Here is a 26889-nt window from a genome sequence, read left to right as displayed (position 1 = left end):
AAGAGCCGGTTGTGGCAGGTTGTTATTCAATGGCAGTAGCAGCGAACTGTAAGCTACGAAGATTACGAGAAAATTGAATCGCAGGTGAAAAGTGATGATAATATCGTGTTAGAGAAAATAAAGCCGTTTATATTCGCCATAAGCTAGAAAATTAATAATTGAAATTTAAAGTTCGGAAAATTTCCATGATATTTGGATTTAACGAGGAAATGAGAAAAAAATAATGCAAGGGGATAGTAGCAAAGCGGTAGATGTGACAAATGCAAAAAAAGCATGAGATGTATGTGGACATGAATTGGATCTTTCAGAGGACTTTTTATAATTGGCTAAGCTAATATTGAATGCGAGCAAGTCTTTTAACTGACGGCACGAGAACTGACAAAACAAACAGTTGCAGATCTGTGCTGAACTCCCTCGGTACAATGTAGTTTTCTCGCGAATGCTCGCTTATTCGCAGGATCTCTCCAATGGATAATTTACTCTCTGGACAAAGAAGGCTTGTACCGTGAAAATGGGCAGCCGAAGGGCATTCGGGAACAGAAGGGGCGAGGTTTCGCTCCTTTTTTGTTGGTCTGCTGCACGCTGCTCCACGTACCTCCGAAGGCTTTCACTCCCATTTCTCGACGGGTCAATGCCCTTTCCTTTCATTCCTTCGTTACGCCTATCCGGTGGCTGGAGGCCGGTTATCGTAACGGTACGGGTCTTGGCCATTTTTGTTCAACGCAATCCGGTACTCCGTGCAATTTGAGATCCTGCGAACAAGCCAGTTTTCGTGCTAACTGAGAAGCGGTTAAGCAGTTTGTTTCATGGGAAGAGATCGATGTAGGCTTCGCCGCTCTGTGCCATGGCAACCAGGAGGCGAGCCAGCTTGGCACAAAGCTTCATCACGGAGCGCATCGGCTTCATGCCTTTCGTCTTTACATTCACTTCGTGCTGTCGTTTAAATGAATGATCGTTCAAGATGAGGGCCATGGTTGCCATGAACAGGGCATGCCGAAGTCTGGGTCGGCCCCGTTTGCTGAGGGACATCTGGCCTTTCCACTTGCCTGAGCTCGCTTCAGCCAGGTTGAGGCCGGCATGCCGCAGCAAAGCATTGCCATGTGCATAGCCGCTGAGGTCGCCAGCTTCACCCAGTATGCCGGCGATTGACAGGATGCCCATGCCCTTCATTGCCAGCAGCGGCTTGGCCAGCGGGATCCGAGCCAGTGCAGCCGCCACTTCATCCTCCATCACTTGCAGTTGCTCAACAGCCAGATAATATTCGGCCAGCAGCTGTTGTAGATGAAGCTTGTAGGCTTTCCCGCCATGCTTGGCACCGACTGAGCGCGTTGCCAGTGCTAGCAATTCGGCAGCTCTCCGTTCACCGCATGCCGTTTCATGACCGTTTTCCAGCCGTCGATTACCTGGCGAACGGTGAGCTTTTGAAGATGCGCAGGCGAAGCTCAATTGGTAGTGCATAGGACTGAAAACCTTAGTGTCTGCGGTTCGATTCCGTCCAAGCTACCAAAAATTCTCTTTACCAATACAGGTGGTAAAATACAATTGCATCTGAAACATGTCTGACAAGATAATTTTGGCCTATCGCGACGCCATAACCGAACTTAAGCAAGTATTTACATCTATGCGAGGGAAGGCAAGATGCTTCCCTCGCCCGAGACGATTTCCTCCATCGAGTTGGTGAGCTGGACACGTACAATCTGGCGAAAGAGTACTCCATCTCCCGCCACTATTGGGAATAGAGCGAACCCTTCCGGGTTATCCGGAAGGGTTTTTTGCGTGGAAACCTCAACCGGACTAAAAGCCTGTGTAAAAATTAATCATTGACATATATAACCAACTAAAGGTAATTTAAAATATATAGTTAAATTTACATTTAATCATTGTGATTGTTATTAAAAATTATTTAAATAGGAGGGATAATTAGTGTGAGCTTCTCAACTTCTTACAAAATAGCTTTTCAATTTAACCCGCTTTTTGAGTTTGCCAGCGCAGCTTCATTTGTCGCTAATAAAGATCAATTCATAAAAATATTCCATGAGTTAGGGGAAGATCTGGATTCCATTGGCTTTATTGAACAGATGGACGGTCAGCTCTCTCGTTTTCTGAGAAGCGAACTAAACTTCTTTTTCGTCCATCCCTTCAAGCAAACGTCTTTAGGATATGAGACGATCGTAAATATGGCTATTATCAATACGTCACCGATAACTGTCACAGAAGGCATAAATACATTAGAACGAATGGCTTCAACTCAGCTTGTTGCCCGAATGGTTAAATCATCATTAAAGGAGCAATTCGATTCCTTTTTATCAGGTCATCAATGGAGTGATGTTCAACGTGACAGGGATCTAATGATTAGACAATTAAACAAAATAGATGGGGCAAACAAAGAAATAATTGAACGATTGCTGGAATGCACGATGTACCCGGACGAAGCCAAGCAGAGATACCACACACTTTGTAAAACTTTTTATAATTCCATATATAGTCCTCTTGAAGAACAGATTGTATCCATTTCAAGAGGAGGGGCAGAAAAATATTCTGAGCAATATAAACAAAACCCATTAAAATTCATTGATAATTATTTAGTAGAAGCTACAGAAGAAAAACTGAAACAACCAACTCAGATTCACGTCAGCATTTTTGATCAGGCATGCAGCACTTGTAATTCAGGCACTTCGAAAGATGAACTATTTAACTGGATACGATTAGGCATCCATCTTGATCGACTGTTAGAAAACAAGCCTTTAAGAAAGCAGGCTGACTTATTTTTAAAATTGCTATCAGATTCAAAGCGAATCTTAATTATTGAAGCGCTCGCCGAACGACCATGGTATGGTCAGGAGTTATCCAAAAAGTTGAATTTGACTCCAGCTGCTATCTCCTATCATATGGGCTTCTTCTTCAGTCTCGATCTGGTGAGAGTATCCAAATCAGACCAAAGACATTATTACTTGTTAGATAAGGAAAAGATGAAAACTTATTTCTCCCAAACACAAGAAATCTTGTTGAAAAAACACGATTAGGAAGATGGGGGAGTACTTGTGAAACGTGAGAAGTCTGTCTTTTATCATTTGCTGCCCTATGTTAAACGTTTTCGATGGATATACATTTGTCTTACCGCCATGCTATTTGCTGGCATTGCCGATGGACTTTTGTTTACGTGGTTTTTGCAGAGCATTACGAATGGCGCAATCGCTGGTGATGTAACAAAAGTACAAATGTTTTTTCTTTTCGGTGCTGGTCTTGTTTTGGTTATGATGATTGTCCAATTTCTAAACGTATACTTCGAATCACTGGCGACTAACAAAGTCAAAACAAGCTTAGCCGATGATTTGTTTGACCACCTCTTAAGGCTGCCGACACGTTATTACACAAGCAATCATTCGGGAGATATGGTCGCTCGAATAACTCAAGATGTTAATAGTATTGGCGGTGCAATCGGAAGCAATTTGATTAATCTAATACGACAACCTTTATGGGCCGCGGCGGCATTTATTTACTTAGTAACAATTCATTGGGTGTTAGCTTTGCTAGCATTAATGCTCGGACCTGCAACTACTTTGTTGGCGAAATTATGCGGCCGGTTGTTACGCCAAAACGGACAATGGATACAACAGTTAACGGGAAAACTTACTGAATTTGTTACCGACTCACTCGCAGGGCATTTAATTATTCGAACGTTTGGACTCGAAAGTGATTCCTCTCAGAATTTCAAAGAACAAAATGGCCGCATTTTGGAACTCCAATTAATGGAGGGAAGGCACAAAGCCGGGCTGCAGGCAGGAACGATAGGGGTCAGCCTCGCAGCTCAAATAGTCGTAATAGGTGTCGGATCCCTTATGGTGATACATAAGCGAATTTCTATAGGTGAACTGATTGCTTTTATTTCGCTTACCCAGGGCTTGATTAGTCCGTTCACAAACATTGCTAATACATGGGGAGGATTTCAACGATCACTTGCTGCGGTAGAACGAGTATTTCAGGTTTTGAAGGAGCCGACAGCCTTACAAACCTTGCCTACTGGAGAGGGAGTGGAGGTTCCGAATATAACGGATGGAATTCGATACAAAAATATTATTTTCTCCTACAAGAATAATCACCCGCTTCTAAATGATTTTAATTTAGAAATCCCTGCCGGCAAAACTGTTGCATTCGTCGGGCCAAGCGGATCCGGAAAAAGTACCATCTTTAATCTGACATTAGGGTTATATGAGCCAAACTCAGGAGAAATTGAAGTGGATGGGAAGAAACTCAATGAAGATGTAAATCAAATGAGAAAATATATGTCTTTAGTGCCACAAGAATCCTTTTTATTTAGTGGCACTATTCGAACAAATATTGCATTAGGCAAGATCGGATCATCCAATCATGACATTATGGAAGCGGCTAAAGCTGCGCAAGCCCATTCATTTATTATGGAGCTTCCATTAGGATATGAAACAGAGGTTGGTGAAAAAGGGATCAGACTATCCGGAGGGCAAAAACAGAGAATATCCATAGCCCGTGCGATTTTGAGGAACGCCCCCATCTTGTTACTAGATGAAGCAACTTCCGCTTTGGACTCTGAATCGGAGATTTCGATACAAATAGCTTTGAAAGCGTTAATGCATAACCGGACAACGTTAGTCATAGCACACCGTTTGTCTACTATTCTCGACTCCGATCTTATTGTAGTAATGGATAAAGGGCGAATAGTTGAAATGGGGGAGCATCAAGAGTTGATACAAAGAGATGGTCTGTACTCAAAAATGTTTGCTATTCAATTTAAAGAATATACAAAATTTCAAAAATTGAAGGATGTGTAGCCAATTGTAAACGCGCCTATGGAGTCGGCCGCAGACCGATAGAGGATTCAAGCTCTTGCACATAGATTAAAAACGACGCCAGTCCCTCGAGGTTGTGCTCGAATCGAAAGGTCTTGCCGCGCGGCATGCCTCGATCTGTGAAAGCCTGAGCATGACTTTCTCCTTTGGAAACATCCAGCCCAATGACAGGATTCATTGAATCACTCCTAAACGGTATTAGCCGGAACCCCTAACCTTCTTGTCGTCCACATCATCGCATGTGATTCAGGGTCTGGCCCCAATTAGCCTAATCATGGTGTAACAAGTAGGGGGGATGAACGGAATAGCTCTCGGGATCTGCGTCCCACGGGCACGTTGGTTTGATCCCCGGCTACCGCCATCTTACGACCATACAAAAACGGTCGACCAGTAAGTTCTGGTGACCTCATAATACGAACGATAGCTCAATAAACTATCAGCATAGTCTGCAGCCGTAAAGGGGCCTCTGTGCTGCCGGCAAATTAGAGACGACTAGATTCATTGAGTCAGTGGGAACAGAATGCAAGAGAGTCAGTGTTTAGGTTGCCAGCTTGCAAATAAAGAACTTGAAACGCACACAGTATATGAGAATGATTTTGTTACCTGCATTCTTGATATCGCGCCCTTAAATGAAGGGCGCATGCTAATACTTCCTAAACAACATTACCATGATGTCGATGATTTGGACGAAATCACTGCTAATGAGATCATTAAAGCATCGGCAATGTTAGCTAGGGTCTTAAAAGCAGAATTTCATCCAGATGGAATAACGGTTATACAAAATGGTGGTAAATTCAATGATTTAACTCATTATCACGTGCATGTCTTCCCACGGTATGATTTCGACGGGTTTGCATGGGTGGAACCACTTGATATCGTAAACGCAAAAGGCCGTCTAGACAACCTCGAAAGAAGTTAAGAAAGATAACCGGGACCGATTTCTTAATGACATACATCATGAGTCACCGCAGCATTGCCAGGGCAGCCTCGCTGCGTTATCGGTAATATTAGCAGAACCTACTCTTAGTGAGACCATGAATGCAATAAATTGCGGACTCGTCCTTACAGTAGTGAATTTATAATCAACGCAGGCGAGTTTCACGGACGCGAAGTCTGCTAGTGTAATTAGTTTTTGATAAATGATCCCTTTAAGTCATCTAACCATTCAAATTGAGTACCCTTTAAATTTTAAATAAGTAGCCCAGTCGCTGATGACGTTCGCCGCGATTTCACTTGTTTCAATTAGGTTTACAGCATTTATTATTAGATTCATAATTTCTTCTAAACTGTTCAGCGTTACTACATCAATTCCTAATGTAGAATATCCCTCAAATGGAGTTAACGACAAATCAGTGGTAAATGTACATCTGGCACGATTAATTTCCTGGATCTTAAGGTTATCTGTCGTTACTTGTCCTCTTTCATTTAGGTCTATATTTTCATAATCATCACCATAATAAACTTCAAATAATTTACCTCCGAACACTATGAGAGGTATCCAATAAGTTAATTCTTCAGAAGAGGGATCATCGAAAAAGATTCTATCGTCCTCTTTATTAAATCCCGACAATGATTTTATCGCGGAAAGTGCAGATAATCCTGCATTTCTTATTTGCGCATCATCGCTCTCTTTTCTGTTCAAAACAGATTGAAAGATGGATATTCTTTCTGGAGCCCAATACTCTCGGAACTGCTCAAAATTTACATCATGTTCCTCTAGTAAATCTTTCTCATCTTCCTTCAAAACCTCTAAGTCCTCATGTAGATAAGACCATATCTCCCTGTGTGATTCACGTATGAAGTAAGAATGGACCTCGGTGGGTTCTATTATGAAGGGAATTTCCATAAAAGCAGACACTTGGCTCTTTTTTTCGTCAAAGTATGGATAACGTGACATTGGATTTTGTATTGAATGCAGTATCCAATGGTTATCTTTAGATTGCTTGCACGAAACTACTACTCGTATATTTTTATGACCTGGTGGCGTACAGACAAGATCAATTTCCCGTAAAGGACTAGAAGCATCATCTTCTTTATAATGGGTGAGATGATTAACCTCCCAGCCATTCTTAGTAAAAATTTTAGAACAGTACATTTCAACCGGCATGCCAGACTTATTCACAGTTTCAATGACTTTGTTTAACAATTCATCGCTCATCATTCATAACTCCTTCACAATTAAGCCAGTCCGCATGATGTAAGGGTTTGTCCATATGGTAATTCTATCTACTTACTTAATTTTCCTTCCGCAGTAGATCGAATAATTGGCTTATTGTGATGATTTGTTTTTTGGGTACAATGTTTTTACATCCTAAAGAAAAATAATACTTGATGCAAGGAATTTGCCTCAAACATCGGATTAAACTAGCGCGGCGCGCACTATAACACAATAAACTACTCCATGAGGTTGCCTCGGCGGGTACCTGATTCCATCCTTGGGCAGAAAACACTGCACAAGTTTGATTAACGTTTATCGGATCGCAAGATAATGATCTCCAAACGTCGATAATCGATATTATTAACCCGCAGCTTTTAAACTGATCGGAACATCCGGGGGACTCGCTCCGGATGTTTTTTATTGCTGGTCGAAAAAACAATGCTTTGATTGTCATATTCCGGACTTCCGGTTATGATGGTAAAGTTAAATTTTTCATAAAAAGGGGCAAGCAACATCATGAACAAAAGGTTTTGCACGACGCTTGGAATTATGATTCTTTTATTGGTTGGCTGCGGAAATAAGCTGGACGAGAGGAGATTGGCTGACATAACGAGTGAGTTGGAAAAATCCACTCTGTCTAAATACGTCGGCGGTAATCTTAAATCTTCGGTGGTAGACAAATTAAAATTAGACGACTATAAATTTTATCGATATCAATATAGCGCAGAAGCGAACAGCGATTTTGAGGCATTGCCAAAGACTGAAAAGTACAAAATACTAAAAGATTCCTTGGATACCGCCAGGTCAGTGAGATTCGACTGTGGTGAAAAAAACATTTGTACTATTGAGGGAATAGAGCTAAAGAACGGGACCTCCAATTATTTAATGGCCACGGATCCGTTAGATAAGTATGAATTTAAAATTAACAATGCAACCTATGAACCCGAAACTACTACTGTACAACCCTCCAAAACACAAAGCAGTCCTTCTACATACACAAAAGAACAACTGCAGAAGGACCCGAAAGCTCCTTCAAAGGATCCAGCCGACTATAATAAAAATGGTGAGTATGTTCCCAAAAATGGAATATCGAATAACCCTAATGACTACAATGCTAAAGGTGAGTACAAGCCAGTCGAATCAATGACTAAGGAAGAAATTAAAAAAGAGTTAGAAGACATGCTGAAGAAATCTATAAAATAACAAAAATGAAAATGACTGTCCTAATCTAAGGACGGTCATTTTTGTTACCCTGGAAACGGACCACAAAATTCCTTTGATAAAAAACCGGTTCATTCCAAATAGGAGGAGAAAGTCTGCGTATGCGTTTTGGAAGCAGGTAATTTAATTGGATATTCAAAAAGCGTTAGAGCGTCATTGAAAATGTCATTGCTACTATTTGTAGTTGATGTGTTGCGCTAACGGGCACGAGAGTTGAATAACACCATGAAGGCTGCCGAAGCACCGATCGGAGCCGTACTTTATTCACGCGCAAATCACCGTCAGAAGACAACTACCTGGTACGTTAAGTTTAACAACGGCTGCACATTTCCCAACAGCAGGATGATGCAGCTCTCCAACCGATGGAAGGAGAATGAAGGATACGAGGACAATGAAAATGTTGTTCTTTGCAAATATGTGAAGCGATATCTGACTTAACCCAGTCTATTCCAACGCGGATAATTATCTATTGCATAGATACCTGGTTTAAACGTTATTTTACGTAATCCCAAAGGAGCTGATTTGTTGCGAAAAATTACTAACTTGCTACTCATGGTGCTATTCACGACATTTGTGATGGTTGGTTGCTCTCGTGACGTAATAAATGAAAAAGAGCCCGAATTAAAGGATGTTGTAATGGCTTTGCTTGAAAAAGAGAATGTGAAAGGCAATGTTTTTTTGATAAAAGATACAGAAAATTATCTTGTAGCATTTTTTACCGACAACTCCCTAGGAGTCGTTGGCGCAAGAAAAATAAATGGACGATGGCAAGTTGTTAAACGATCTCATACAAATTGGCAGGAGTTTGGTTTTAATGTTGCGATTGGTGACAGATTGGCACAAAATGAGAACCCGCCATATATTTATTTCGGAACAATCACTGATCCGGCAATTTCTAAGGTGACAGTCGGGGAGAATGAAGCACAGTTTTTCCGAGTTGAAGAAAACAAGAAAATTTGGTATTACATTGATGAATCTTCGCACAGCGAAGAAATAAAGGCTTTTAATCAAGAAGGACGCAAGGTATTTCCAGGTAGCTGAAATTTATTCTTTGTATTACGCTAACGGGTACGATAGTTGAACATTCCATTAAGGCTGCCGAAGCATATCGGCGGTCTTTCTGTATTTTCAAGTATTTCGTTCGATTACCGTTAGAAGGCAGCTAACTGCCACGTTAAAGTTAAAAAGCCAGCATTAGTGATGCGCAAGGGAGGATAATAAATGGATGAAACTCTTCATAGTTAAGTTTAATAATCAATCACTTATTACCTTTGCTACAGTGGTATCATTCATCAATTATTATTGTATCGTTCTATTTTTTGCTATTAGTTATGATACTAGGTATGAATTAGCAGGTGGACCAGCTTCAATGTTTTCCTTCTTTTTGGGAGGACCTGTCGTAGCCTGTCTTCTTAGCCCATTAACCTTCTTGCTTATATGGTACCTGAAGTACAAGAAGATTATATTGATCTCTGGATTGATTGTAATGTTTCATTTATTGATATTTACTTTATTGATTTTAGGAATTGGTGTTGCAATATTGATGTACGGTCATTTATTACGCTAACGGGTACGATAGTTCAACTGCATGAGGGTAGCTGAGACATATGAATCGGCTGCCTTTTCTACGTCAACGGGCAGATTTCTTTCACGAAATCCTGCGCAAATGTGGTACTATTGGGGCAAATTACAACTACGGAGGAGACTCTAGTGAAATACAAAAAACAACATTGGATTCCTCGTTCTTATCTCTCAGCGTGGTGTGATAATGATATTCCGGTGGGCTATGATCCGTACGTTTGGCTTATTTCAAAAGACTGGAGCCAGATTAAAAGAAAAGCCCCTGAAAATATCTTTTATGAAAATGACATGTATACTATTCATTTAGCAAACGGTGAAAGAAACCTTTCAATTGAGCACGGTCTATCGGGCCTCGAAGACGCAGTTTCAAAAGTTGTCCAAAACGTCATAATTAAAAATAAACGATTAAGCTTAGATGATCATATAATTCTCTGCGCCTTTGTAGCCGCCATGCACGAAAGAACACCATCACACAGAGATCATTTAAAAAAACAATGGGGTAAGGTGCTCTCAAAAATGGAAAGCATGCGTTATCAGTTTGAGAGGGCTACTCCTGAACAACAGAACGCTATGATGAGCATTGGACCGGTATCCGAAGGACCGACCTATTCAACCGAAGATGTTCGGCAGATGGCCGAAACTCCGCTTCAAACAATGCTGATGCCCTCTATTCAAACTCAGACCTCTTTGCTGTTAAAAATGAATTTATCAATTTTGTACTCAATAAGCAAAGCTAGATTTCTCACATCCGATAACCCGTGTGTATGGTTTGATCCAGAGGCAAAACATAGACCCCCGATGTTCAGAAGTGTGGGGCTAGGATATGAGACTGTCGAAATCACATTGCCCTTGTCACCTCGGCATGCGATAATCCTGAGTTGGAATAGTGCCCCAGCTTATATCGAGTTTCCAAGAAGGAAAGTAGAAGCGCTAAATTATAAAACCTGGCTTTATTCAGAGGACTATGTGGTTTCTAATGCCAACATTGAAAAACCTCACTGGCTGGGTAATTAAAAGATAAAAATAACTAAATCATGCTCTGCATAATCCCGGTTATTGTATAGTTAACTTGCATTTTACGCTATCTAAACATATATGAGTTAAGCTAACGGATACAAGAGCGGAGGCGTTACATTGCCAAATTCAAAGTGTAAATTACTTCATGTGGCTTGCCTTTTTGCCATTGTCCTATCAACATGTTTATCCGGCTGTTCGAACAATGCTAAAGGACCGGAACAAGTCATCATGAAACTAATTTTTTACTCCAGCAACAAAGAAGGAATTGAAGTGTTATTCCATTTCACGGAAGGGGGCGGTTATAGAATGTATGGCATCACAAAGCATACGGCGGAGGGTAAAGAGGAGTGGCAATTTACGGCCGTTAAACTTATCCCTATTACCGAAAAAACGACAGAAATAGAAAAGATAAAAAAACTTGCTGTTCAATATCATGTGAATGTTAACGAAGAGGAGCTTCCTCCTGAGCAATGGGGGGGGACTGAATGATTTGACAAGAACATTATCTCATTCCCAAAGTTCAGCAAAGTTAGTGGCAGCATGTGGAGGCATTCAAATAACGATTTCATTTACTCATGTTGGCAAGGAGGAATGGCCAGCTCGGCAGATGGCAGCGAGTACGATGTAAAAGCGGAAAAATCAATTCGAAAGAGGTGGTCGGTAAGGAGGGCGCCATTGTTTGATAGGGATGGAGTTTCCTAGATGATTGGAGTCCTCTTTGTACATTGGCGAAACCACAGCAGGACCTATGAAGAGGTGACTATTAAACGAGCTGACCACTGCGGCAGTCTGCTTTTTTCATTAAAGTAACGGGCAGGTTAACACAATAAACCTCTCAAATTACTTGTATGGTATCTATTAGTGTTAACTGGAAGTTAGTGAGAAATTAAAGTGGAAGATTGATACTTCAGATCAAATTGATGGAGTACTTCGTCGCAAAAGAGGAAGATCGGCCCGCCGCTCATTCCGCAAACTCCGCCAGCCCGGTTACTTCCCGCTCAAACATACGCTTTACCCAATCCTCCCGTGACAGCCTCAAGACCAGCCTTTGGTCGGTCACTTCTATTATTATGCCATGTTCTAATCCTGTCTTGAAGGATAAGGAATAGTAGAAAACGAAATTGATACCAAGTGAAATATCTATTATTGAGTAGGAAGTGAAAAATATGGACGCTATTGCCCAAAGAATCCAAAATGCGAATAGCTTCAATGAAGCGTTTACGATCTATTCTTCTAACAAAGGAAACGACCCTAAATCCAATCTTATCAATTCGGTTATCAATAAGGCCAAGTCTACAGATGATTTACTGTTCATCATGAACGAAATAAAAATGAAGCGATCTCTCTTCAACGATAATACGATGCGTGCGATTATCACAAAAACCAAATCGATGCAAGAAATGTCGTTGTTTTTAACCGAGATGATTGCAGCGAATATAGAAATCAGTGAAAAAACATTTCGGGCTATTTTGATGAAAGCCCGGAACGACCAGGATATTTTGTCTATGTTAAAGGTAATTGATTTTCAAAATCGACGATTCAACAAAACGACTTATCGTGAATTACTCTTAGGGTTAAAAAATTTCGATAATGTTCTAAAGGTTTTTGAAGAAATCAAACAAAAAACCCTACCTAACGTTGATCTATATCAAGTGGCCATATATAAATCAAAGACTTTTGATGATGTAATCCCTTTAATCAATGAGATGAAAGAAACGCAAATCCAACTTGATGATCGGATATGTAGTACGATTATCAACAAGACCCAACACTTTTCTGATGCCATTCTATTTGTATACGATATGATCGATCAAGAAATCAAGGTAAGAACTAAGGTGTATGAGACTTTGATGAAGTTGGCATCTGATCCAAATCAGTGGGCCGAGTTAAATGGTTTATATCGAAAAATGGATGTTTTCGTAAACATTGACGATGATGATGTTGAGTTCCTAACTAAATTCAGGAATAAAGACAGGGAAATGAAAGCACTCGAAAAAGTAAACAAAGTCGAGGCATTTCCGGAGCACAATAATGAGGTTTTGATACCAACTGTTCGAAATTCTATATCGAAAGTTGATCCTGAAACATTAAAGAGCCGGTATCAAGCTTTATACTCTGATGGAGCCAATGAATCTATGTACTTTATAAATTCAGATGAACCGCTGCAGGATCATATAAATTTCTTATCCGAGGAAATCAGTGTCCGCAGCATTCATATCGCCACAGGTTTTTTGTATAAGAGTGGACTGAATTTACTCGAGCCAAGTTTCAATATGGTACTAAGCAATGATGGATCTGTTCAGTTGCTTATTGGCAGCCTTCAAAAGTACTGTCAGACCTTAAAAAATGATTCAATTAAAATTTCGTCTATGGATAAACAAACTGCGGTGTTTCTAGAGGACTGGCGAGCACTTAACAAAGCGGAGATAAAAACGATTGAAGATCGGTTCTTCCACGGAAAGTTTTATCTTCATGAGGGTAAGCAAAAAAGCTGTGCTATCATTGGATCCTCGAACGTAAGCGGTTCTGGATTTATGGTAAACTACGAATTCAACCTGCTTTATATCTTTGATACGGACTCTTCCCTTCATACTCAATTTAAAGAACAATTCGATCGAATTTGGGGTAACGGAGTGCATATCGACCATATCCAAAGTGAAAAGTTTGTGGAGATGGTTACGGAACAGGATGATTTGACCGTTGTGAAAGCACTAACCAAGATGGCCGAGTCCCAGGTTCGAAGTCGAATTGAGGATCTGACAGAAGAACAAGTAAAAAAGAGGCTGCGAATGTGGGTCCAGCGTAACCCTACGAGTATCTATTCTGACCTTGGGATCGAGGCATTGAAAGGATATATACTTTTCGAGTATAAAGAATACAACCTCTGGGTCTTTGAATCCTTTGATTCTGGGAATGCGTATTATTATTTTAGAAATGTAGAATTAGAAAATTTGCTGGAGATGATCAGAAACCTTTCTAAGACAGAGATATTTCGTATGAGCGATATGCAGAAACGAGGATATCACATCAATAACGAATCAATCCTTGAGCTTGCGATTTCAAGCCTATTTATAAAACGGTATATTATACCTAGTGCTGTTTGAATGACAGTTCTTTATTCATGATGGTGTTTATGAAACGATATGATGGAATGGATCAGCAGAACACTTCTAGAATGTTAAGCTAACGTAAGAACGAGAGCTAAATATCAGAAGGGTTGCCGCGTGGCAGCCCTTCGCTCCGTTAACGGGGCAGTTTGTTACAATAATTTCCATCAGAAATAGTTAGATTGACCTCGGCGTACATTGCCCGTTTTATTCTTGAGAAAAGGGTGTTTTTCATGGGACTTGGAGTACGGATTGGCAGAGGTAACACTGCGGATATTTATGTACTAGGGTCGGAGCAGATCCTTAAAGTATTTCGCAACCCGAAACTCCTGGACCTAGAGCGGGGGATCAGCACCATTATTGAGGAGTTGGTGGCATGTGCCCCAAAATTTTATGGTATTGTAGAAACGGACGGTCTTACCGGACTTGCTTATGAGAGGATCCTGGGGACTTCCATGCTGGAGATTCTGATTGGTAATCCGGACATAGCTGCGGAATACGGTCGTCAACTGGCTCAGCTTCACGCCAGATTGCACAGCATTAAGGCAACCGGTCGTCTGCAATCCTTAAAAACTCGACTGGCTTATACAATCAGCGGCATTCATCACGCCGAATTCGAGCCGTTACGAGAGGCGATCTTAAACCGTCTGTCTGAGCTTCCAGAGGGTGATCATCTTTGCCATGGTGACTTCCATCCTGGCAATGTGCTGTTAAGTCAGCGGGGTCCTGTCGTCATCGACTGGATGACCGCAGTATGTGGTCCGGCACAAGCCGATGTAGCTAGGACGATAATGATACTTCGTCACGCCGTCTTGCCGTCAGATTTTTCAGAGGTTGTTATCCAATCATTTGATCAGCTTCGAACCGTATTATTGCAAACATACGAGGCCACATATCTTGAACTGACCGGCTGCAACCGGCAGGAACTTGCTAAATGGGAGCTTCCGTTGATGGCGGCGCGCCTAACTGAGAGCATTCCAGAGGAAGAGCAGCGCATACTGCTCGATATATTACACCGGCAGCTAAACTAGTTTTTAGAGCTAAGCTCCCTAACGGGTAATGAAAGCTCGGCGATGGAACCGACCCATCGCCGAGCTTTCATTGCAATAGTGGCTGCTCCACTAACGGGCAGGATACTTTTATAAGAACTCTCCCTCACATTCAAAAAAAAGGTGTGTGCTACAATTCAGCGTATAAATTAGAGGGGAAGGTGGTAAAAAGATGAACAAGAATAATTCTTATGCTTTCGATTGGAACTATAATTCAAACGTTGAAAAACTAAATAAGTTATTACCATTATTTAAGAAAGTGTTCGGTTTTGAAGAGTCGCTTTTAAAAGAATTTTTTGTGAGTGGATTTCATAATTCAACATATACACCATTTACCCTTTTTAATGATGAAGTTCCGATAGCTAATGTTTCAATGTTCGATATGCCTTTGCTAATAAATCATCAAAAAGTAATTATAGCTGGTATACAATCCGTTATGACTGAACCACAATATAGGGGGAAAGGGTTATTTAAGAAATTGTTTGAATTGATGTTATTTGAAATAGATAGTAGGTTCGATTCAAGTTTTTTATTTACTAGTATACCTGAGTTATACAGACCTTTTGGTTTCCGCGAAGTGAAGGAAACTTTCTTTGTAGCTTCCCTATAACTGCATCTTTTTAAATTTAATGGTTTATGTAGAAGCAGATTACTGGATTATTGCGATTCTTTTGAGTTAACGGGCACGAGAGCACAGCGATGGATTCCGGTCCATCGCCTTTACTGCGTTCCGCGCGGCAACTCGGGTAACTGGCAGGATTATGGATTAGTATTACAGAATTTCTTAATAAACCATGGAGGTGGCTAGAATGAACAATGTAATACCGATAATTGCAAGCTTTTCGGGGGCATTCTGTTGTATTATTGCGGCGATCGCTATTCGGAAAAAGAAAAAGAGAAACCACTAGACAAAATTCACAATAAAACCGTTTCACTAACGAGGAAGGCAATGCAACGACAACAAGCGGCCTACATCATGGGCCGCTTGTTACGCTCCCTCGGTACAATGTAGTTTTCTCACGAATGCTCGCTTATTCGCAGGATCTCACCAATGGAAATTCGTTTTCTGGACAGAGAAGGCTTTGTACCGTCAAAATGGGCAACCAAAAGGCATGCGGGAACAGAAGGGGCGAGGTTTCGCTCCTTTTTTGTTGGTCTGCTGCACACTGCTCCACGTACCTCCGGAGGCTTTCACTCCCATTTCTCGACGGGTCCATGCCCTTTCATTCCTCCCTCAGGATCATGTGTTTTTCTTACGTATGCTCGCTTGTTCGCAGGATTTCGCATCCCCATTAAGAGGTGAACGATAGAATCAGTTAGTGGTGGGAGTCCCCCAGAAATATGAGGGTATACGGAAACAGAGGAATAGATAATTATCCCCATATCGTTCCATATTCTGCACACTGCTCCATACTACCCTTGGCGGTTCTCCCTCCCACGACTCAACGGGTCATGTTACCCTGTCATTCCATCGTTATACCTGTCCAAGGGGGGGAGGCTGATCTGCTTCGTTCACGGGTCTGTGCCCTTAAGGAATGAAGATTCAGTACTCGGGTGCTTTCTTTGTCCGAAATCCTGCGAACAAGCCAACCTACGTCTTTTATTATCGAACTGAGCTTACTTTAGTCAAGCTGCGGGGATAGCAGTAATAACTTTCTCGGGAGTATAATCATATTCTTGGTGAACAAGTCCGACCAGAATACGCGCCAACTTTCCGCATAGTTTTATAATCGAATGTATTTTCTTCATCTTTCTTGTTAGCGTATAGTGGTGGTGAAGCGCACGAAATTCCTCATTATTCACTACTAGGTGCAGCACAGCCAAGTAGAGGTACTTTCGAAGACCGGGCCGACCACGTTTGGTAATCCGAACCTGACCTTTATGCTTGCCGGAACTTTCTTCACCTAAATGCAGCCCTGCAAGTCGCAGCACTTGTCGTCCATGGCGATAGGTACCTAAATCCCCAGTCTCCGCTAAAATACCGGCTACTGTAATTTTACCGATGCCTGGAATGGTCAGTAGGCGCTGGGCTTGTGGAATATCTTTCAAAAGGGAAATGGCCTCTTGTTCAAGCTGCGCCAAATGTGTTGATAATGTTTCATACTGATCCAGGAGAAACAAAAGGGATCGTTTAACTTGCTCTGGTGCAACATCCTGAGCAATGGATTGCTGCGCCTGTTCCACTAGTGCTCTTGCGAACGATATACTTGCCCTACGTTTCATATGGGGTCTCCATTTGTCATAGATTTCTTCTGGGGAAAGGATCTTCAGTTCGGATGGTAATGGGAATAATCGCAGCGTTACCAAAGAGGTTTTGCAGCTCCAATCTTTGAATACTCGATGGTATTCTGGAAACCAGATATCCAGCCAGCGATGAATTTGGTTCTGAATCGTGATGAATTGCTTTATGACAAACTCACGGTCGCTCATCAAAACACGGAGAGCTTGGTAATTTCCCGTGGGTAATCGCAGAGGAGAGTAATAACCATTCTTGACCATATCGGCGATGACCAGTGCATCTTTTGTATCATTTTTGGTGGGAGAATTATCTCGATTCTCCTTATTGTTTTTAACCTGGTAAGGATTAACGACTACCACTTCAAGGTGCTTTTCTAAAAGCCAACAAGCAAGGTTAAGCCAATAATGCCCCGTGGGTTCCATCCCGATAATAACCCCGGTCTTGTTGTGTTGCTTTTGTATCGATTTAATCCAACTGAGAAGTTTTTGAAAGCACAAAACGTCATTTTTAAACGAGCAGGCCCTACCTAATTCGATGCCGCGGTAAGTCACTGCCCGAGCAATTTGGGTCTCCTTGGCAATGTCGATACCGATAACAAGGTGATGACTGGTAATACGTTCGATCCGTTGATTTTGAGCGTCATGTTGTTTAAACTTCATAGTAGAGCGTCCTCCAGATAGGGATTTTAGGGCAACGACCCTGTGCATAATTCCATCTTACGAGGGCGCTTCTCTTTTTTCAAAGCGTGATATTAACGCTCTACAGGAATGCTTCGTTACGCCTATCCGGTGGGTGGAGGCCGGATATCCTAACGGTACGGGTCTGGGCCCTTTTGCTGAACGCAATCCGGTACTCCGTGCAATCTTGAGATCCTGCGAATAAGCCAGTTTTCGTGCCAATTGAGAAGCGGTTAAGCAGCTTGTTTCATAGGAAGAGCCCGATCTGGATCGTAGGCTTCACCGCTCTGTGCCATGGCAACCAGGAGGCGAGCCAGCTTGCCGCAAAGCTTCATCACGGAGCGCATCGGCTTCATGCTTTTCATCTTTACATTCACTTCGTGCTGTCGTTTAAACGCTTCATCGTTCAAGATAAGAGCCATGGTTGCCATGAACAAGGCATGCCGAAGTCTGGGCCGGCCCCGTTTGCTGATGGACATTTGGCCTTTCCACTTGCCTGAGCTCGCTTCAGCCAGGTTGAGGCCGGCATGCCGCAGCAAAGCATTGCCATGTGCATAGCCGCTGAGGTCACCAGCTTCACCCAGTATGCCGGCGACTGACAGGATGCTCATGCCCTTCATCGCCAGCAGCGGCTTAGCCAGCGGGATTCGCGCCAGTGCAGCAGCCACTTCATTCTCGTTCACTTGCAGCTGCTCAAAAGCCAGATCATATTCGGCCAGCAGCTGTTGCAGATGAAGCTTGTAGGCTTTCTTGGCATGCTTGGCGCCGACTGAGCGCGTTGCCAGTGCTAGTAGTTCAGCAGCTCTCCGTTCTAAGCTACATGACCGTCTTCCAGCCGTCGATTACCTGGCGAACGGTGAGCTTTTGAAGATCGGCAGGCGTAGGAAAGAGGCGCAGTGTGGCAAGCGATCCGGTGCCCATGAGATGCTTGTATACCTGCCGCAGTCCGGGGAACACAATGTCGACCCAGCGGTGAATCTGGTTCTTCACGCTGACCAGACGATGGACGATGGTCTCCCGGTTGGCCATAAGCACACGCAGTTCCATGAACACTTCACCGGTTTCTTTGATGAAGGTGTAGTAGCCGTTTTTGACCATGTCGGCGATAACAAAAGCATCCTTAACGTCGCTTTTGGAGGGCGTATTGTCGCGGTTTTCCTTGTTCTTTTTGACGAGATGGGGATTTACCAACACGACCTCAAGGCTTCGGTCTTTGAGCCAGTATTGGCCGGTTGGTTCCATGCCGATGATGGTGTCGTTAAGTTGGTGCGTCTTCTGCAGATCTTTCATCCACTGCAGCAGTTGATTGAAGCCGGCATCGTCGTTGGAGAAATGAAGAGGAGTGCCAAGCAGGATCCCACGGAAGTTAACTGCGCGTGCAACATGGGACTGCTGGGCAATGTCAATGCCGACGACAAGGTGCTGGGTTGAAATGCGTTCAAGTAGTTGATTTTGTTTGGCCTGAGCTTTAAACTTCAAGATTGAGCGACCTCCTTAAGATGGCTAAAGGGCTATGACCCGTGACTAACCCCATCGTACCGGAGTCGCTCGTTTTTGTGCAAAGTGCAAAATTAACGCTCTACAGGAATCCTAACGGGCAGCATTCCTATAATGCATAAATATCAGGTTTGAGAAAGAAAAAGACTCCTTGGTAAGATTGTTGGGGACTCCAGTAGCTGGCCAGCGAACGGATCCCAAAACAAAACCAAGGAGACTACAAAATGAATTCTACCCAAAACGAGCGAATAACTCAAATCACTTCTACGACTCTCATCGTCGGGGTGGACATCGCCAAGTTTAAGCACGTGGCTCGGGCCAAGGACTCCCGGGGAGTTGAAGTAGGGAAGCCGGTAACCTTCGAGAACACGTTGAATGGGTTTGAGCACTTCACGCATTGGTTTCGTAAACTCATGGCCCAGCAAGGATATACAGACGTCATCGTCGGCATGGAACCGACAGGCCATTACTGGCTGAATCTCGTTCATCATTTAAAGCGGCAAGATATTACGTGTGGTGTGGTAAATCCGCTGCATGTGAAGCGGACGAAAGAGCTCAACGACAATTCACCGACGAAGAATGACGTCAAGGATGCACGCGTCATTGCCCAACTGGTCAAAGACGAACGGTACGCCGTACCCAGCCTGCCGCAGGACGTTTACGCCGAACTGCGAGAGGCGACGAAGATTCGCGACCATCTGTCGACCGACCTGCGCGTGGTGCAAGGGCGCATGCATAACTTGCTGGACCGCTACTTTCCCGAGTTCCTGACGGTGTTCAAGGATTGGGGATGCAAATCGGCGATACAGCTTATTAAGCTCAAACCTCCGCCGGCTGAGATCGTCCACGTACCAGACGAGTATCTGAACCTTAGAGAGACTGCAAGCCGCTCTTTAGGCATTGAACAAGGCAAGGAACTGGCCAAGATGGAACTGCAGCTGCTACTTACGCAGTACGAGCTTCTTGATGGTGTCGCGTTATCTCGGATCTTGCTAAGTGGGGAAAGACATTTTGATGATATGACTCTTAAGGGGATGAGGTCAAACGTATGTATCTAACACGAAATCGAAGGAGAAGGTTGCGGGAGTTATTCCCGGCAGCCTTTTTATTTTCTCAAAGAAGTAATACTAAATGGATCAAGTAAGAATCGGTCTTGTCCGCAGTATAAGTTTTCATATACCAAGTGTGGACCCAGTGGCATCCGAACATCATTAATCAATTGCTTCACGATGATTAGGAAGTGATAATGAACCTGGCCCATCAAGGCTATGTTCCATCAAACGACGGTAATTAACCTTTAGAAGTACAAATTGGCACATTGTACCGCCCCCACTCTAATTTATCTCCACAAGAATCGTAAAGCCTGCTGACTGATGTGCTGTGTAGCAAATAGATTTGGACAGGTTACCAATTGATCCATCCTTTTTTTTACACTTCAAGTAATAAAATTCTTGATATACTTATAAATGTAAAATATAATCATATATGTACGATACTTGTTCTATCTATTCTATACAGGTTTTTGATTTTTTGGTTATAAAAGGGGGATTATAATAAAAATTATATTAGTTCTCATTCTTGCGAATATGAGGCGAGTTAAAATTAGGGAAGGAATGAGATCTGTTATTAATTGCTTCCCGTGCCTGTTTTATCTTTCAGAAAAATTTAGTTGACGGATCTATTTTATTGAAAAAATTTGTTGAAGGAATGAAGCGTTAGTTTTGATCTTAGTTTTTTATAAATTTCATTTGCATAAAATATTTTATATGAATTTGGTGAATTGTAATGCTTACATTCATAATGATCAAGCCAGATGCAGTGGAACGTAAATTAATTTACCCTATTTTGAATGTGATTTTTGAAGAAGGATTATGTGTTTGTTTCATTAGTGAAAGGATCGCCTCGTCAGATCTAATTTTCAAACACTATCAAGAACACCTAATTGCTAATAATGATATTGAAAAGAGATTACGAGAGTACTATGTGGATAAAACAGTAGTTTTAGCTATTATCAAAGGAGACAATGCTATCAATCGAGTAAGAAAACTAATCGGATCAACAGATCCAAGTTTATCCAGTAAAGAATCGATCCGTGGAAAATGGGGAATGGATTCTTTTTTACAAGCAGAGAAAGAAAATAGAAGCTGCAGAAATTTAATACATAGTGCGGATTCGTTGTCTAATGCAATTCGAGAAATTAAAATATGGTTTCCTGAATTCAACATTCATAATTTTATTGCATAAATCTGTTAGGACGTGAAGAGATGAAGATTGAATTATGTCTTCCTGACGATAGGAAGGTCGAATACATAAATCATATTTCTAATTATCTTATGAGAACGCAAAAAGAATGTAACACAAATATAAATCATCGCTACTTCCAGATTACAAACGAGTATCTCAATGAAATCCGTCTCTGCCTCGGGGAAATTATTTTCCCTGACGCCAATGAGGAGAGTATAAAAAGTTTTTCAGGTGATAGTAAAGCTCTAAAATATCTCAACATTACTGAAGCCTATCGGTTAATTAGGTATCAATATTCAAGATATAGTCAACATAAACAATCCTATACTGATGGAGTGTACTCCTCATTCATCGCTGAGATTTTACGTTACATGCATAGAAATATTGAGAAGTCAATTTCAATTTTAGATGCCGGCAGTGGCCCCTCAAGATTAGCCTATGAATTATCCAGTATTTTTACAAACTCAAAAATTGATTTAATTGACTACTCAATATTTAACCTTTTTTTCGCATGGAAGCTTATATGCAGCGGAGAAGATGTTCGAATACCTTATCGTATTTTTAGAGATATATGGGAAGTTGGAGAGGATTATAGTGATACTGAAGTTATGACTATTACATCTAAAGCAAATAACAACATATTTTTTAAGGTTAATGACTTGAACGATATTCAATGGGATAACGAGGATGGTTTTTATGATTTAATTGTCTCGAATCATGCTTTAAATCTAACCGTCAATCCGAAGAGGGTTTCTGAAAAATTAATCGATGTAACTCGACAGGATGGCTTTATATTAATCTCCGACCTGCTTGGTTGGAAAGAAAATAGACCTATTAGTCGCAGGGATTTTCCTGACGGTGCTGAGATGTTGAATTATTTTAAATTGAATAAACGAGTAAGAGTTGTTGATTATTTTTCAGGTGGACCGTACCTGGAGGAAGTCAGTGCAGAAAGATATAACTTTTATAAGAACCATCTAATAATCTTACAAAAAAGATAAAATGGGAGGATTACAAATGATTGAAACAATGAGGTTAAGTGATACTAAAATGACGAAAACTCCAACGCTTACTTTCGTGTGGCCGCAAGAACCATGGAATCCAACTAGTCTTTTCAAACACATAGTATATTTGTGCGAAACTGCAGGATATATGAGGAACTATGCTAATGTGCATATTGTTGATTTAAGCGTAACTCAAATGTTGAAAAAAGAAATTTCGAAATTATTTAACGAAAGTGACTACGTCTGCATCCCTTTAGAAGCATATACCGTAAGAGCAGCTATAAAGTTAAGAAATTTGATACGACAGACAGGCAATGCAAAGGTAGTGGTATACGGTACAATTGTACCTATGAATCCAGAGCTATTTTCCAAAGATTTCGATATTGTAGTTGCTACAGGCCACTGGTACAGAGCACTTAAAAAGCTTGTACTTGAACCGGAGGAGTTTGAAACATACGCCGTCAATGGAATATACCGTAAAGCAGAACCAATGGAGACGGATGAATGGGCTTTACCTCCTCAAGATATAATGCCAATGAATCAGTATTTAAGAATTGCTTCAAACCAATTTGATATCGGTGTACAAATTGGTTGTACGTTTAACTGTTCTTTTTGTGCTGAAAAGTCTCTTATTCCGGAGCCGAAAATATATGCTCGATCACCAGAGCAAATTCGCGATTTTATTGCGAAAAATCCTGAGGATGCTATTTATTATATTGATGCAACAACATTTACTCAGGATAAGAAATGGGCTAGAAAGGTTTGTGAATTGCTTTTAGATTTTAATCCTATTCGGAAATGGAGAACAGTAACAAGGATAGACACACTTGATCATGAAATGGTTAAACTTATGAAGCAATCAGGTTGTTACAAGATTGGATTTGGAATTGAGACACTTTCTAGACCGGTCCAAAGGTCTATTCGGAAAGTATATGATGAGAATAAGTTAAGAGAGTCTCTACTTATGGTAAAAGAATCAGGTATTATTCCAAGATGTTTTTTAATATTGGGACTGCCCGGTCAAACTGCCGATGATGTGCGTTACACACAAGAATTTATTAAAGATCTCGGCGTAGAGTATAGATGGAAGGAATATGTTCCCTTTGAGAAAATATCAAAAATAAAAGACCCCGAAGAATTTGAGTTGTTCGAGAGAACGGAATATTTCATGTACGATATACCAGGATTGAGTAAGGAAGAATATATTGAATTACTTTCTGTCGAAAGGTAATTAACTAACAATGAAAGCGTTAACTAAATACCTAGATGTGAAGAAAACTCATTTTATAGCACTTGGTGATTTTGTGGTGGAAATTCTTACAAATCGCTCTGAAGACGTTTTTGGTGAATATTTTTCTGTAGCTCAGTATCTAGAAAAAGATAGTGTCAACAGAGTTGATTATTCAATTTACGCGATGGAAATGCCATCCATCCCAGTGGAAATTTTTGAATTCGTTGGTCAGGATTGGAGAAGTGGCGTAATGAAGAAAGGATATTACGTTACGCAATATTTTGGTAAGCCTGTCGCTATGATTCATTATGACCAAACAGCATACCTTTTTGGAGAAAACTTAGATAAAATCGTCTGGCGGTACCATATCAAAATGATCCTTACCGTACTCGGTTATCAGAATAATCAACTACATTTGAAAGCAAGTACTGTAGAGTGTAATGGACATGGGTATTTGTTTGTTAGCCCTGGAGGACAAGGGAAAACAACGATTATTCATCAATTAATGGAATTAGGTGCAAAGTTCAATTGTAATACACATGTCATAGTAGATAGTAAACTATTTGCAACAGGGATAAAATCTAATATGCGATTTAGGGGTATTCCAAAAGACTCAATATTTTCATTTGAAAAAGCTATAGTGGGTAATATTGAAAAAAACGAAACCAATGTCGATCCGTACTTGTTATATGAACCTAGAAACATGCTTAACAATACTAAGATTGATGCAATCATTTTAAATCGAAAGAATTCAGATGGAAAATTTAAATTATCTGAATGTGATCGCAAAACTGCTTCTACTATTCTTTTACAATTTGCTGCCCCAATTCCAACCTATAACCTGAAACATGACTTTTATGACCATGTAGAATGTGATTATGATGCTTTTTCTGACATCGTCAATTGGACAGAAGACTATATTAAAGAGATAGTTGGCAAACTTCCTTGCTTTATTATGGATGTTGATGTATACGAAAAACGTGTCTGCGATCAACTCTTCCAAACTTTATTTTATATGAAAGGTGTGAATTAGATTGGAAAAAGTTTTATGGAACGGTAGGGATTACACGATAGAATATTTGAAAACGTCAATCTCCATTAATGCGTATGTTGGATGTTATTTGGGATGTGAATATTGTATTCTTTCTTCACTTGAGTTTCCTGAGAGACCATTGAAAATATTCGATGAAGAATCGTTAGTAGAACAATTGCTGCAAAATCAGTATTTCACTCATGACATTACCCCAATCAGTATTAATAATAAATCAGACCCCTTGTTACGCGAAGTTAAACAAAGCACAATGAATATTTTAAAAATTTTGGAGAGGTATAGACTCCAAAATCCCATCTATTTAATAAGTAAATTGGAATTGACCGATGAAGATCTGGAATATTTAGACTCATTAAATCTAAATATTTATGTTTTCTTTTCGTTCTCTGGATTGGATACACAACTAGAAAAAGTGACAATCTCATACCAAGAAAGAAGGATAAGACGTCTCGCTCAGGCGAAAAATATCAAAAAAATACATTACTGGAGACCCTTGATCGCTGGAGAGAATGACAGTGAAGAGCAGATTAGGCATATGTTAGAGGTCGTGTCTCCCGTTTTCAATGTCTCTATTGTTTCTGGTCTAAGGGTTAACGAAACTGTTAACGAAAGGTTTTCAAACTTAAATAAAAATGTGCCTTTTAATGAGTATACGAAAAAGCATAAATATGTAGAAAAAGAAGTTTTTGAACGGGTTAATCGGATACGAAATGATATATGTCCAGACTATTTACTTTTCCGACATACTTCTTGCATAACAAGTTATTGGTTGGGAAAGCCTGATTTTCTACATAATGATCGTAAACCTTTGAACTGTACCGTTTTCAACTGTCCAAATCATTTTAGGTGTTCAAATAGACAAAAACCTCCCGAATCACACATAAATGAAATGTTATTCAAAATTAGTCGGGATAATGAGTATGAAATACGGGACGATCACATTATGTTTAGTGGAGCGATGAGTCAAGAGGATTTATCGTTTCTTAACCTGAACTTAGGATTTAAAGCATTAAGTGAAAAAAAGCTTCCTACTGTTTCAGAAAGTGTAATTGAAGTAGTTTAAATCTAATAGTTCGGAGGGTCTAAAATGGAACACCTTGTTGAATTTTGCCAAAGTAATTTACATGTGTCAGGTACTAAAAAAGTAATGGATATTTTACGTTCGAAGGGTGGATTTAAAATTAAAGAGTATGACTGCATGGGCTACTGTTTTGATTGTTCTGAAAAACCATATGCCGTTTTGAACCAGAAAGTCCTGCAAGAGGAAAATGTTGACGATTTAATTAACAGAATAATGGAAAGCGTAGATAAATAATGAAATTTAATGCGGTTATTTTTGATAAAGATGGCGTTATCGTAAATACCCAGCCTATTCACTACAAAGTATTTAAAGACTTCTGCAGTGAATATGGTTGGGAATTCACTAGAGACGATTATGAATCATTCAATGGTACTACTTCCATGGAGATGTTTCATAGAATTAACACTTATTATCCGTCGGATATAACTATTGATAAGTGGGTAGAATTATTTCAGAATAGATATCTTAAAGAAATTTATAATTCGGATAAACTAGAACTGATAACTGGTGTTAAAGAGTTAATTGTTACACTTTCAAATCATGGGATTCATTTGGCAGTTGCTTCTTCTGCTAGAAAAGAAAAAATCAACTTTATTTTAAACAAATTCGATTTATCTCCTTATTTTGATGTTATTGTTAGTGGATATGAGGTGGCGAGATCCAAACCGTCACCAGATATTTTTTTAACAGCAGCTGAACGATTAGGTGTCCCTTCCAAAGAATGTATTGTGATTGAAGATTCAACAAATGGAGTGGTGGCTGCGAAGCAAGCAGGTATATATTGCATTGGTTATCAGAACGAACTCGGGAAACAAGATTTATCTCTCGCTAACTATGTAGTAAAAGACTTAAATTTATTAACCAATAGTTCATTTGCTAGGGGCATCGTTAAGGATTAGGTACATAATG

The 26889-nt window shown here is 40.6% G+C and carries 21 protein-coding genes and 2 pseudogenes; 18 read left to right on the top strand and 5 right to left on the bottom strand.

All coding sequences use genetic code 11. The annotated features are described in order from the left end of the window. Positions 1 to 804: 804 nt before the first annotated feature. Positions 805 to 1458, bottom strand: a complete 654-nt coding sequence (locus MJA45_RS18865) for a transposase (RefSeq protein WP_315603450.1) — start codon at positions 1456 to 1458, stop codon at positions 805 to 807. Positions 1459 to 1925: 467 nt separating this feature from the next. On the opposite strand from MJA45_RS18865, the gene MJA45_RS18860 reads away from it, so the two are divergent. Beyond that, the gene (locus MJA45_RS18860) at positions 1926 to 3023 is read left to right on the top strand and encodes an ArsR/SmtB family transcription factor (RefSeq protein WP_315603449.1); all 1098 of its coding nucleotides are present in this window, start codon (positions 1926 to 1928) and stop codon (positions 3021 to 3023) included. Between the two features lie 18 nt (positions 3024 to 3041). Next, positions 3042 to 4805 carry an ABC transporter ATP-binding protein gene (locus MJA45_RS18855; RefSeq protein ID WP_315603448.1) on the top strand — a complete coding sequence of 588 codons (1764 nt, stop codon included), beginning with the start codon at positions 3042 to 3044 and terminating at the stop codon, positions 4803 to 4805. Positions 4806 to 4821: 16 nt separating this feature from the next. On the opposite strand, the gene MJA45_RS18850 is transcribed toward MJA45_RS18855, so the two are convergent. Beyond that, complete coding sequence (locus MJA45_RS18850; protein ID WP_315603447.1) at positions 4822 to 5001, bottom strand: hypothetical protein; 180 nt, start codon at positions 4999 to 5001, stop codon at positions 4822 to 4824. A 342-nt stretch (positions 5002 to 5343) separates the two neighbouring features. On the opposite strand from MJA45_RS18850, the gene MJA45_RS18845 reads away from it, so the two are divergent. Beyond that, positions 5344 to 5742, top strand: a complete 399-nt coding sequence (locus MJA45_RS18845) for an HIT family protein (protein ID WP_315603446.1) — start codon at positions 5344 to 5346, stop codon at positions 5740 to 5742. Positions 5743 to 5988: 246 nt separating this feature from the next. Here the strand turns inward: MJA45_RS18845 and MJA45_RS18840 are convergent, their stop codons facing one another. Further along, complete coding sequence (locus tag MJA45_RS18840) at positions 5989 to 6981, bottom strand: hypothetical protein (RefSeq protein WP_315603445.1); 993 nt, start codon at positions 6979 to 6981, stop codon at positions 5989 to 5991. Between the two features lie 516 nt (positions 6982 to 7497). On the opposite strand from MJA45_RS18840, the gene MJA45_RS18835 reads away from it, so the two are divergent. The 7 genes from MJA45_RS18835 to MJA45_RS18805 all read left to right on the top strand — a co-directional run bounded on the left by MJA45_RS18835 (position 7498) and on the right by MJA45_RS18805 (position 15566). Next, entirely contained in the window at positions 7498 to 8184 is a 687-nt protein-coding gene (locus MJA45_RS18835; RefSeq protein ID WP_315603444.1) for a hypothetical protein, read from the top strand. Positions 8185 to 8754: 570 nt separating this feature from the next. Further along, positions 8755 to 9243 (top strand): hypothetical protein, encoded by a 489-nt coding sequence (locus MJA45_RS18830; RefSeq protein ID WP_315603443.1) that lies wholly within the window; start codon positions 8755 to 8757, stop codon positions 9241 to 9243. 669 nt (positions 9244 to 9912) lie between these two features. Then, on the top strand, positions 9913 to 10797 hold the full coding sequence (locus MJA45_RS18825) for a DUF4238 domain-containing protein (protein ID WP_315603442.1): 885 nt from the start codon (positions 9913 to 9915) through the stop codon (positions 10795 to 10797). A 120-nt stretch (positions 10798 to 10917) separates the two neighbouring features. Continuing rightward, on the top strand, positions 10918 to 11289 hold the full coding sequence (locus MJA45_RS18820; protein WP_315603441.1) for a hypothetical protein: 372 nt from the start codon (positions 10918 to 10920) through the stop codon (positions 11287 to 11289). 677 nt (positions 11290 to 11966) lie between these two features. Then, the gene (locus MJA45_RS18815; protein WP_315603440.1) at positions 11967 to 13904 is read left to right on the top strand and encodes a phospholipase D-like domain-containing protein; all 1938 of its coding nucleotides are present in this window, start codon (positions 11967 to 11969) and stop codon (positions 13902 to 13904) included. A gap of 236 nt (positions 13905 to 14140) precedes the next feature. Beyond that, positions 14141 to 14938: an aminoglycoside phosphotransferase family protein gene (locus tag MJA45_RS18810; protein WP_315603439.1), complete on the top strand. Its 798-nt coding sequence runs from the start codon at positions 14141 to 14143 to the stop codon at positions 14936 to 14938. 190 nt (positions 14939 to 15128) lie between these two features. Further along, positions 15129 to 15566: a GNAT family N-acetyltransferase gene (locus tag MJA45_RS18805; protein WP_315603438.1), complete on the top strand. Its 438-nt coding sequence runs from the start codon at positions 15129 to 15131 to the stop codon at positions 15564 to 15566. Between the two features lie 1016 nt (positions 15567 to 16582). On the opposite strand, the gene MJA45_RS18800 is transcribed toward MJA45_RS18805, so the two are convergent. Continuing rightward, positions 16583 to 17854 (bottom strand): IS110 family RNA-guided transposase, encoded by a 1272-nt coding sequence (locus MJA45_RS18800; protein WP_315603437.1) that lies wholly within the window; start codon positions 17852 to 17854, stop codon positions 16583 to 16585. Between the two features lie 251 nt (positions 17855 to 18105). Further along, positions 18106 to 19351, bottom strand: a pseudogene (locus MJA45_RS18795) (IS110 family RNA-guided transposase). A gap of 242 nt (positions 19352 to 19593) precedes the next feature. Here MJA45_RS18795 and MJA45_RS18790 point away from each other — a divergent pair. From MJA45_RS18790 to MJA45_RS18755, 8 genes and pseudogenes are all read left to right on the top strand, one after another. After that, a pseudogene (locus tag MJA45_RS18790) lies at positions 19594 to 20334 on the top strand (IS110 family transposase); the annotation flags it as partial. A gap of 835 nt (positions 20335 to 21169) precedes the next feature. Then, the gene (locus MJA45_RS18785) at positions 21170 to 21613 is read left to right on the top strand and encodes a nucleoside-diphosphate kinase (protein WP_315603435.1); all 444 of its coding nucleotides are present in this window, start codon (positions 21170 to 21172) and stop codon (positions 21611 to 21613) included. Positions 21614 to 21633: 20 nt separating this feature from the next. Then, entirely contained in the window at positions 21634 to 22614 is a 981-nt protein-coding gene (locus MJA45_RS18780; protein ID WP_315603434.1) for a methyltransferase domain-containing protein, read from the top strand. A gap of 16 nt (positions 22615 to 22630) precedes the next feature. Further along, positions 22631 to 23848: a B12-binding domain-containing radical SAM protein gene (locus MJA45_RS18775; RefSeq protein ID WP_315603433.1), complete on the top strand. Its 1218-nt coding sequence runs from the start codon at positions 22631 to 22633 to the stop codon at positions 23846 to 23848. A gap of 10 nt (positions 23849 to 23858) precedes the next feature. Next, positions 23859 to 24881: a hypothetical protein gene (locus MJA45_RS18770; RefSeq protein WP_315603432.1), complete on the top strand. Its 1023-nt coding sequence runs from the start codon at positions 23859 to 23861 to the stop codon at positions 24879 to 24881. Between the two features lies 1 nt (position 24882). Beyond that, complete coding sequence (locus tag MJA45_RS18765) at positions 24883 to 25962, top strand: radical SAM family protein (protein ID WP_315603431.1); 1080 nt, start codon at positions 24883 to 24885, stop codon at positions 25960 to 25962. Positions 25963 to 25986: 24 nt separating this feature from the next. Next, complete coding sequence (locus tag MJA45_RS18760; RefSeq protein ID WP_315603430.1) at positions 25987 to 26214, top strand: DUF1450 domain-containing protein; 228 nt, start codon at positions 25987 to 25989, stop codon at positions 26212 to 26214. Continuing rightward, on the top strand, positions 26214 to 26879 hold the full coding sequence (locus tag MJA45_RS18755; RefSeq protein ID WP_315603429.1) for an HAD family hydrolase: 666 nt from the start codon (positions 26214 to 26216) through the stop codon (positions 26877 to 26879). Before MJA45_RS18760 ends, MJA45_RS18755 begins: the two co-directional genes overlap by 1 nt. Positions 26880 to 26889: the final 10 nt, after the last annotated feature.

This window comes from Paenibacillus aurantius (assembly GCF_032268605.1).
Lineage (GTDB): Bacteria > Bacillota > Bacilli > Paenibacillales > NBRC-103111 > Paenibacillus_AO > Paenibacillus_AO aurantius.
This window is presented reverse-complemented; position numbering and strand designations above follow the sequence as displayed.

Excerpts from the sequence above, each read along its gene's own strand:
- MJA45_RS18810 (WP_315603439.1), top strand. The coding sequence starts at position 14,141 with ATGGGACTTGGAGTACGGATTGGCAGAGGTAACACTGCGGATATTTAT.
- MJA45_RS18780 (WP_315603434.1), top strand. The coding sequence starts at position 21,634 with ATGAAGATTGAATTATGTCTTCCTGACGATAGGAAGGTCGAATACATA.
- MJA45_RS18845 (WP_315603446.1), top strand. The coding sequence starts at position 5,344 with ATGCAAGAGAGTCAGTGTTTAGGTTGCCAGCTTGCAAATAAAGAACTT.
- MJA45_RS18840 (WP_315603445.1), bottom strand. The coding sequence starts at position 6,981 with ATGAGCGATGAATTGTTAAACAAAGTCATTGAAACTGTGAATAAGTCT.
- MJA45_RS18850 (WP_315603447.1), bottom strand. The coding sequence starts at position 5,001 with ATGAATCCTGTCATTGGGCTGGATGTTTCCAAAGGAGAAAGTCATGCT.
- MJA45_RS18830 (WP_315603443.1), top strand. The coding sequence starts at position 8,755 with ATGGTGCTATTCACGACATTTGTGATGGTTGGTTGCTCTCGTGACGTA.
- MJA45_RS18800 (WP_315603437.1), bottom strand. The coding sequence starts at position 17,854 with ATGAAGTTTAAACAACATGACGCTCAAAATCAACGGATCGAACGTATT.
- MJA45_RS18785 (WP_315603435.1), top strand. The coding sequence starts at position 21,170 with ATGATCAAGCCAGATGCAGTGGAACGTAAATTAATTTACCCTATTTTG.
- MJA45_RS18760 (WP_315603430.1), top strand. The coding sequence starts at position 25,987 with ATGGAACACCTTGTTGAATTTTGCCAAAGTAATTTACATGTGTCAGGT.
- MJA45_RS18755 (WP_315603429.1), top strand. The coding sequence starts at position 26,214 with ATGAAATTTAATGCGGTTATTTTTGATAAAGATGGCGTTATCGTAAAT.
- MJA45_RS18835 (WP_315603444.1), top strand. The coding sequence starts at position 7,498 with ATGAACAAAAGGTTTTGCACGACGCTTGGAATTATGATTCTTTTATTG.
- MJA45_RS18865 (WP_315603450.1), bottom strand. The coding sequence starts at position 1,458 with ATGCACTACCAATTGAGCTTCGCCTGCGCATCTTCAAAAGCTCACCGT.
- MJA45_RS18805 (WP_315603438.1), top strand. The coding sequence starts at position 15,129 with ATGAACAAGAATAATTCTTATGCTTTCGATTGGAACTATAATTCAAAC.
- MJA45_RS18775 (WP_315603433.1), top strand. The coding sequence starts at position 22,631 with ATGATTGAAACAATGAGGTTAAGTGATACTAAAATGACGAAAACTCCA.
- MJA45_RS18770 (WP_315603432.1), top strand. The coding sequence starts at position 23,859 with ATGAAAGCGTTAACTAAATACCTAGATGTGAAGAAAACTCATTTTATA.
- MJA45_RS18815 (WP_315603440.1), top strand. The coding sequence starts at position 11,967 with ATGGACGCTATTGCCCAAAGAATCCAAAATGCGAATAGCTTCAATGAA.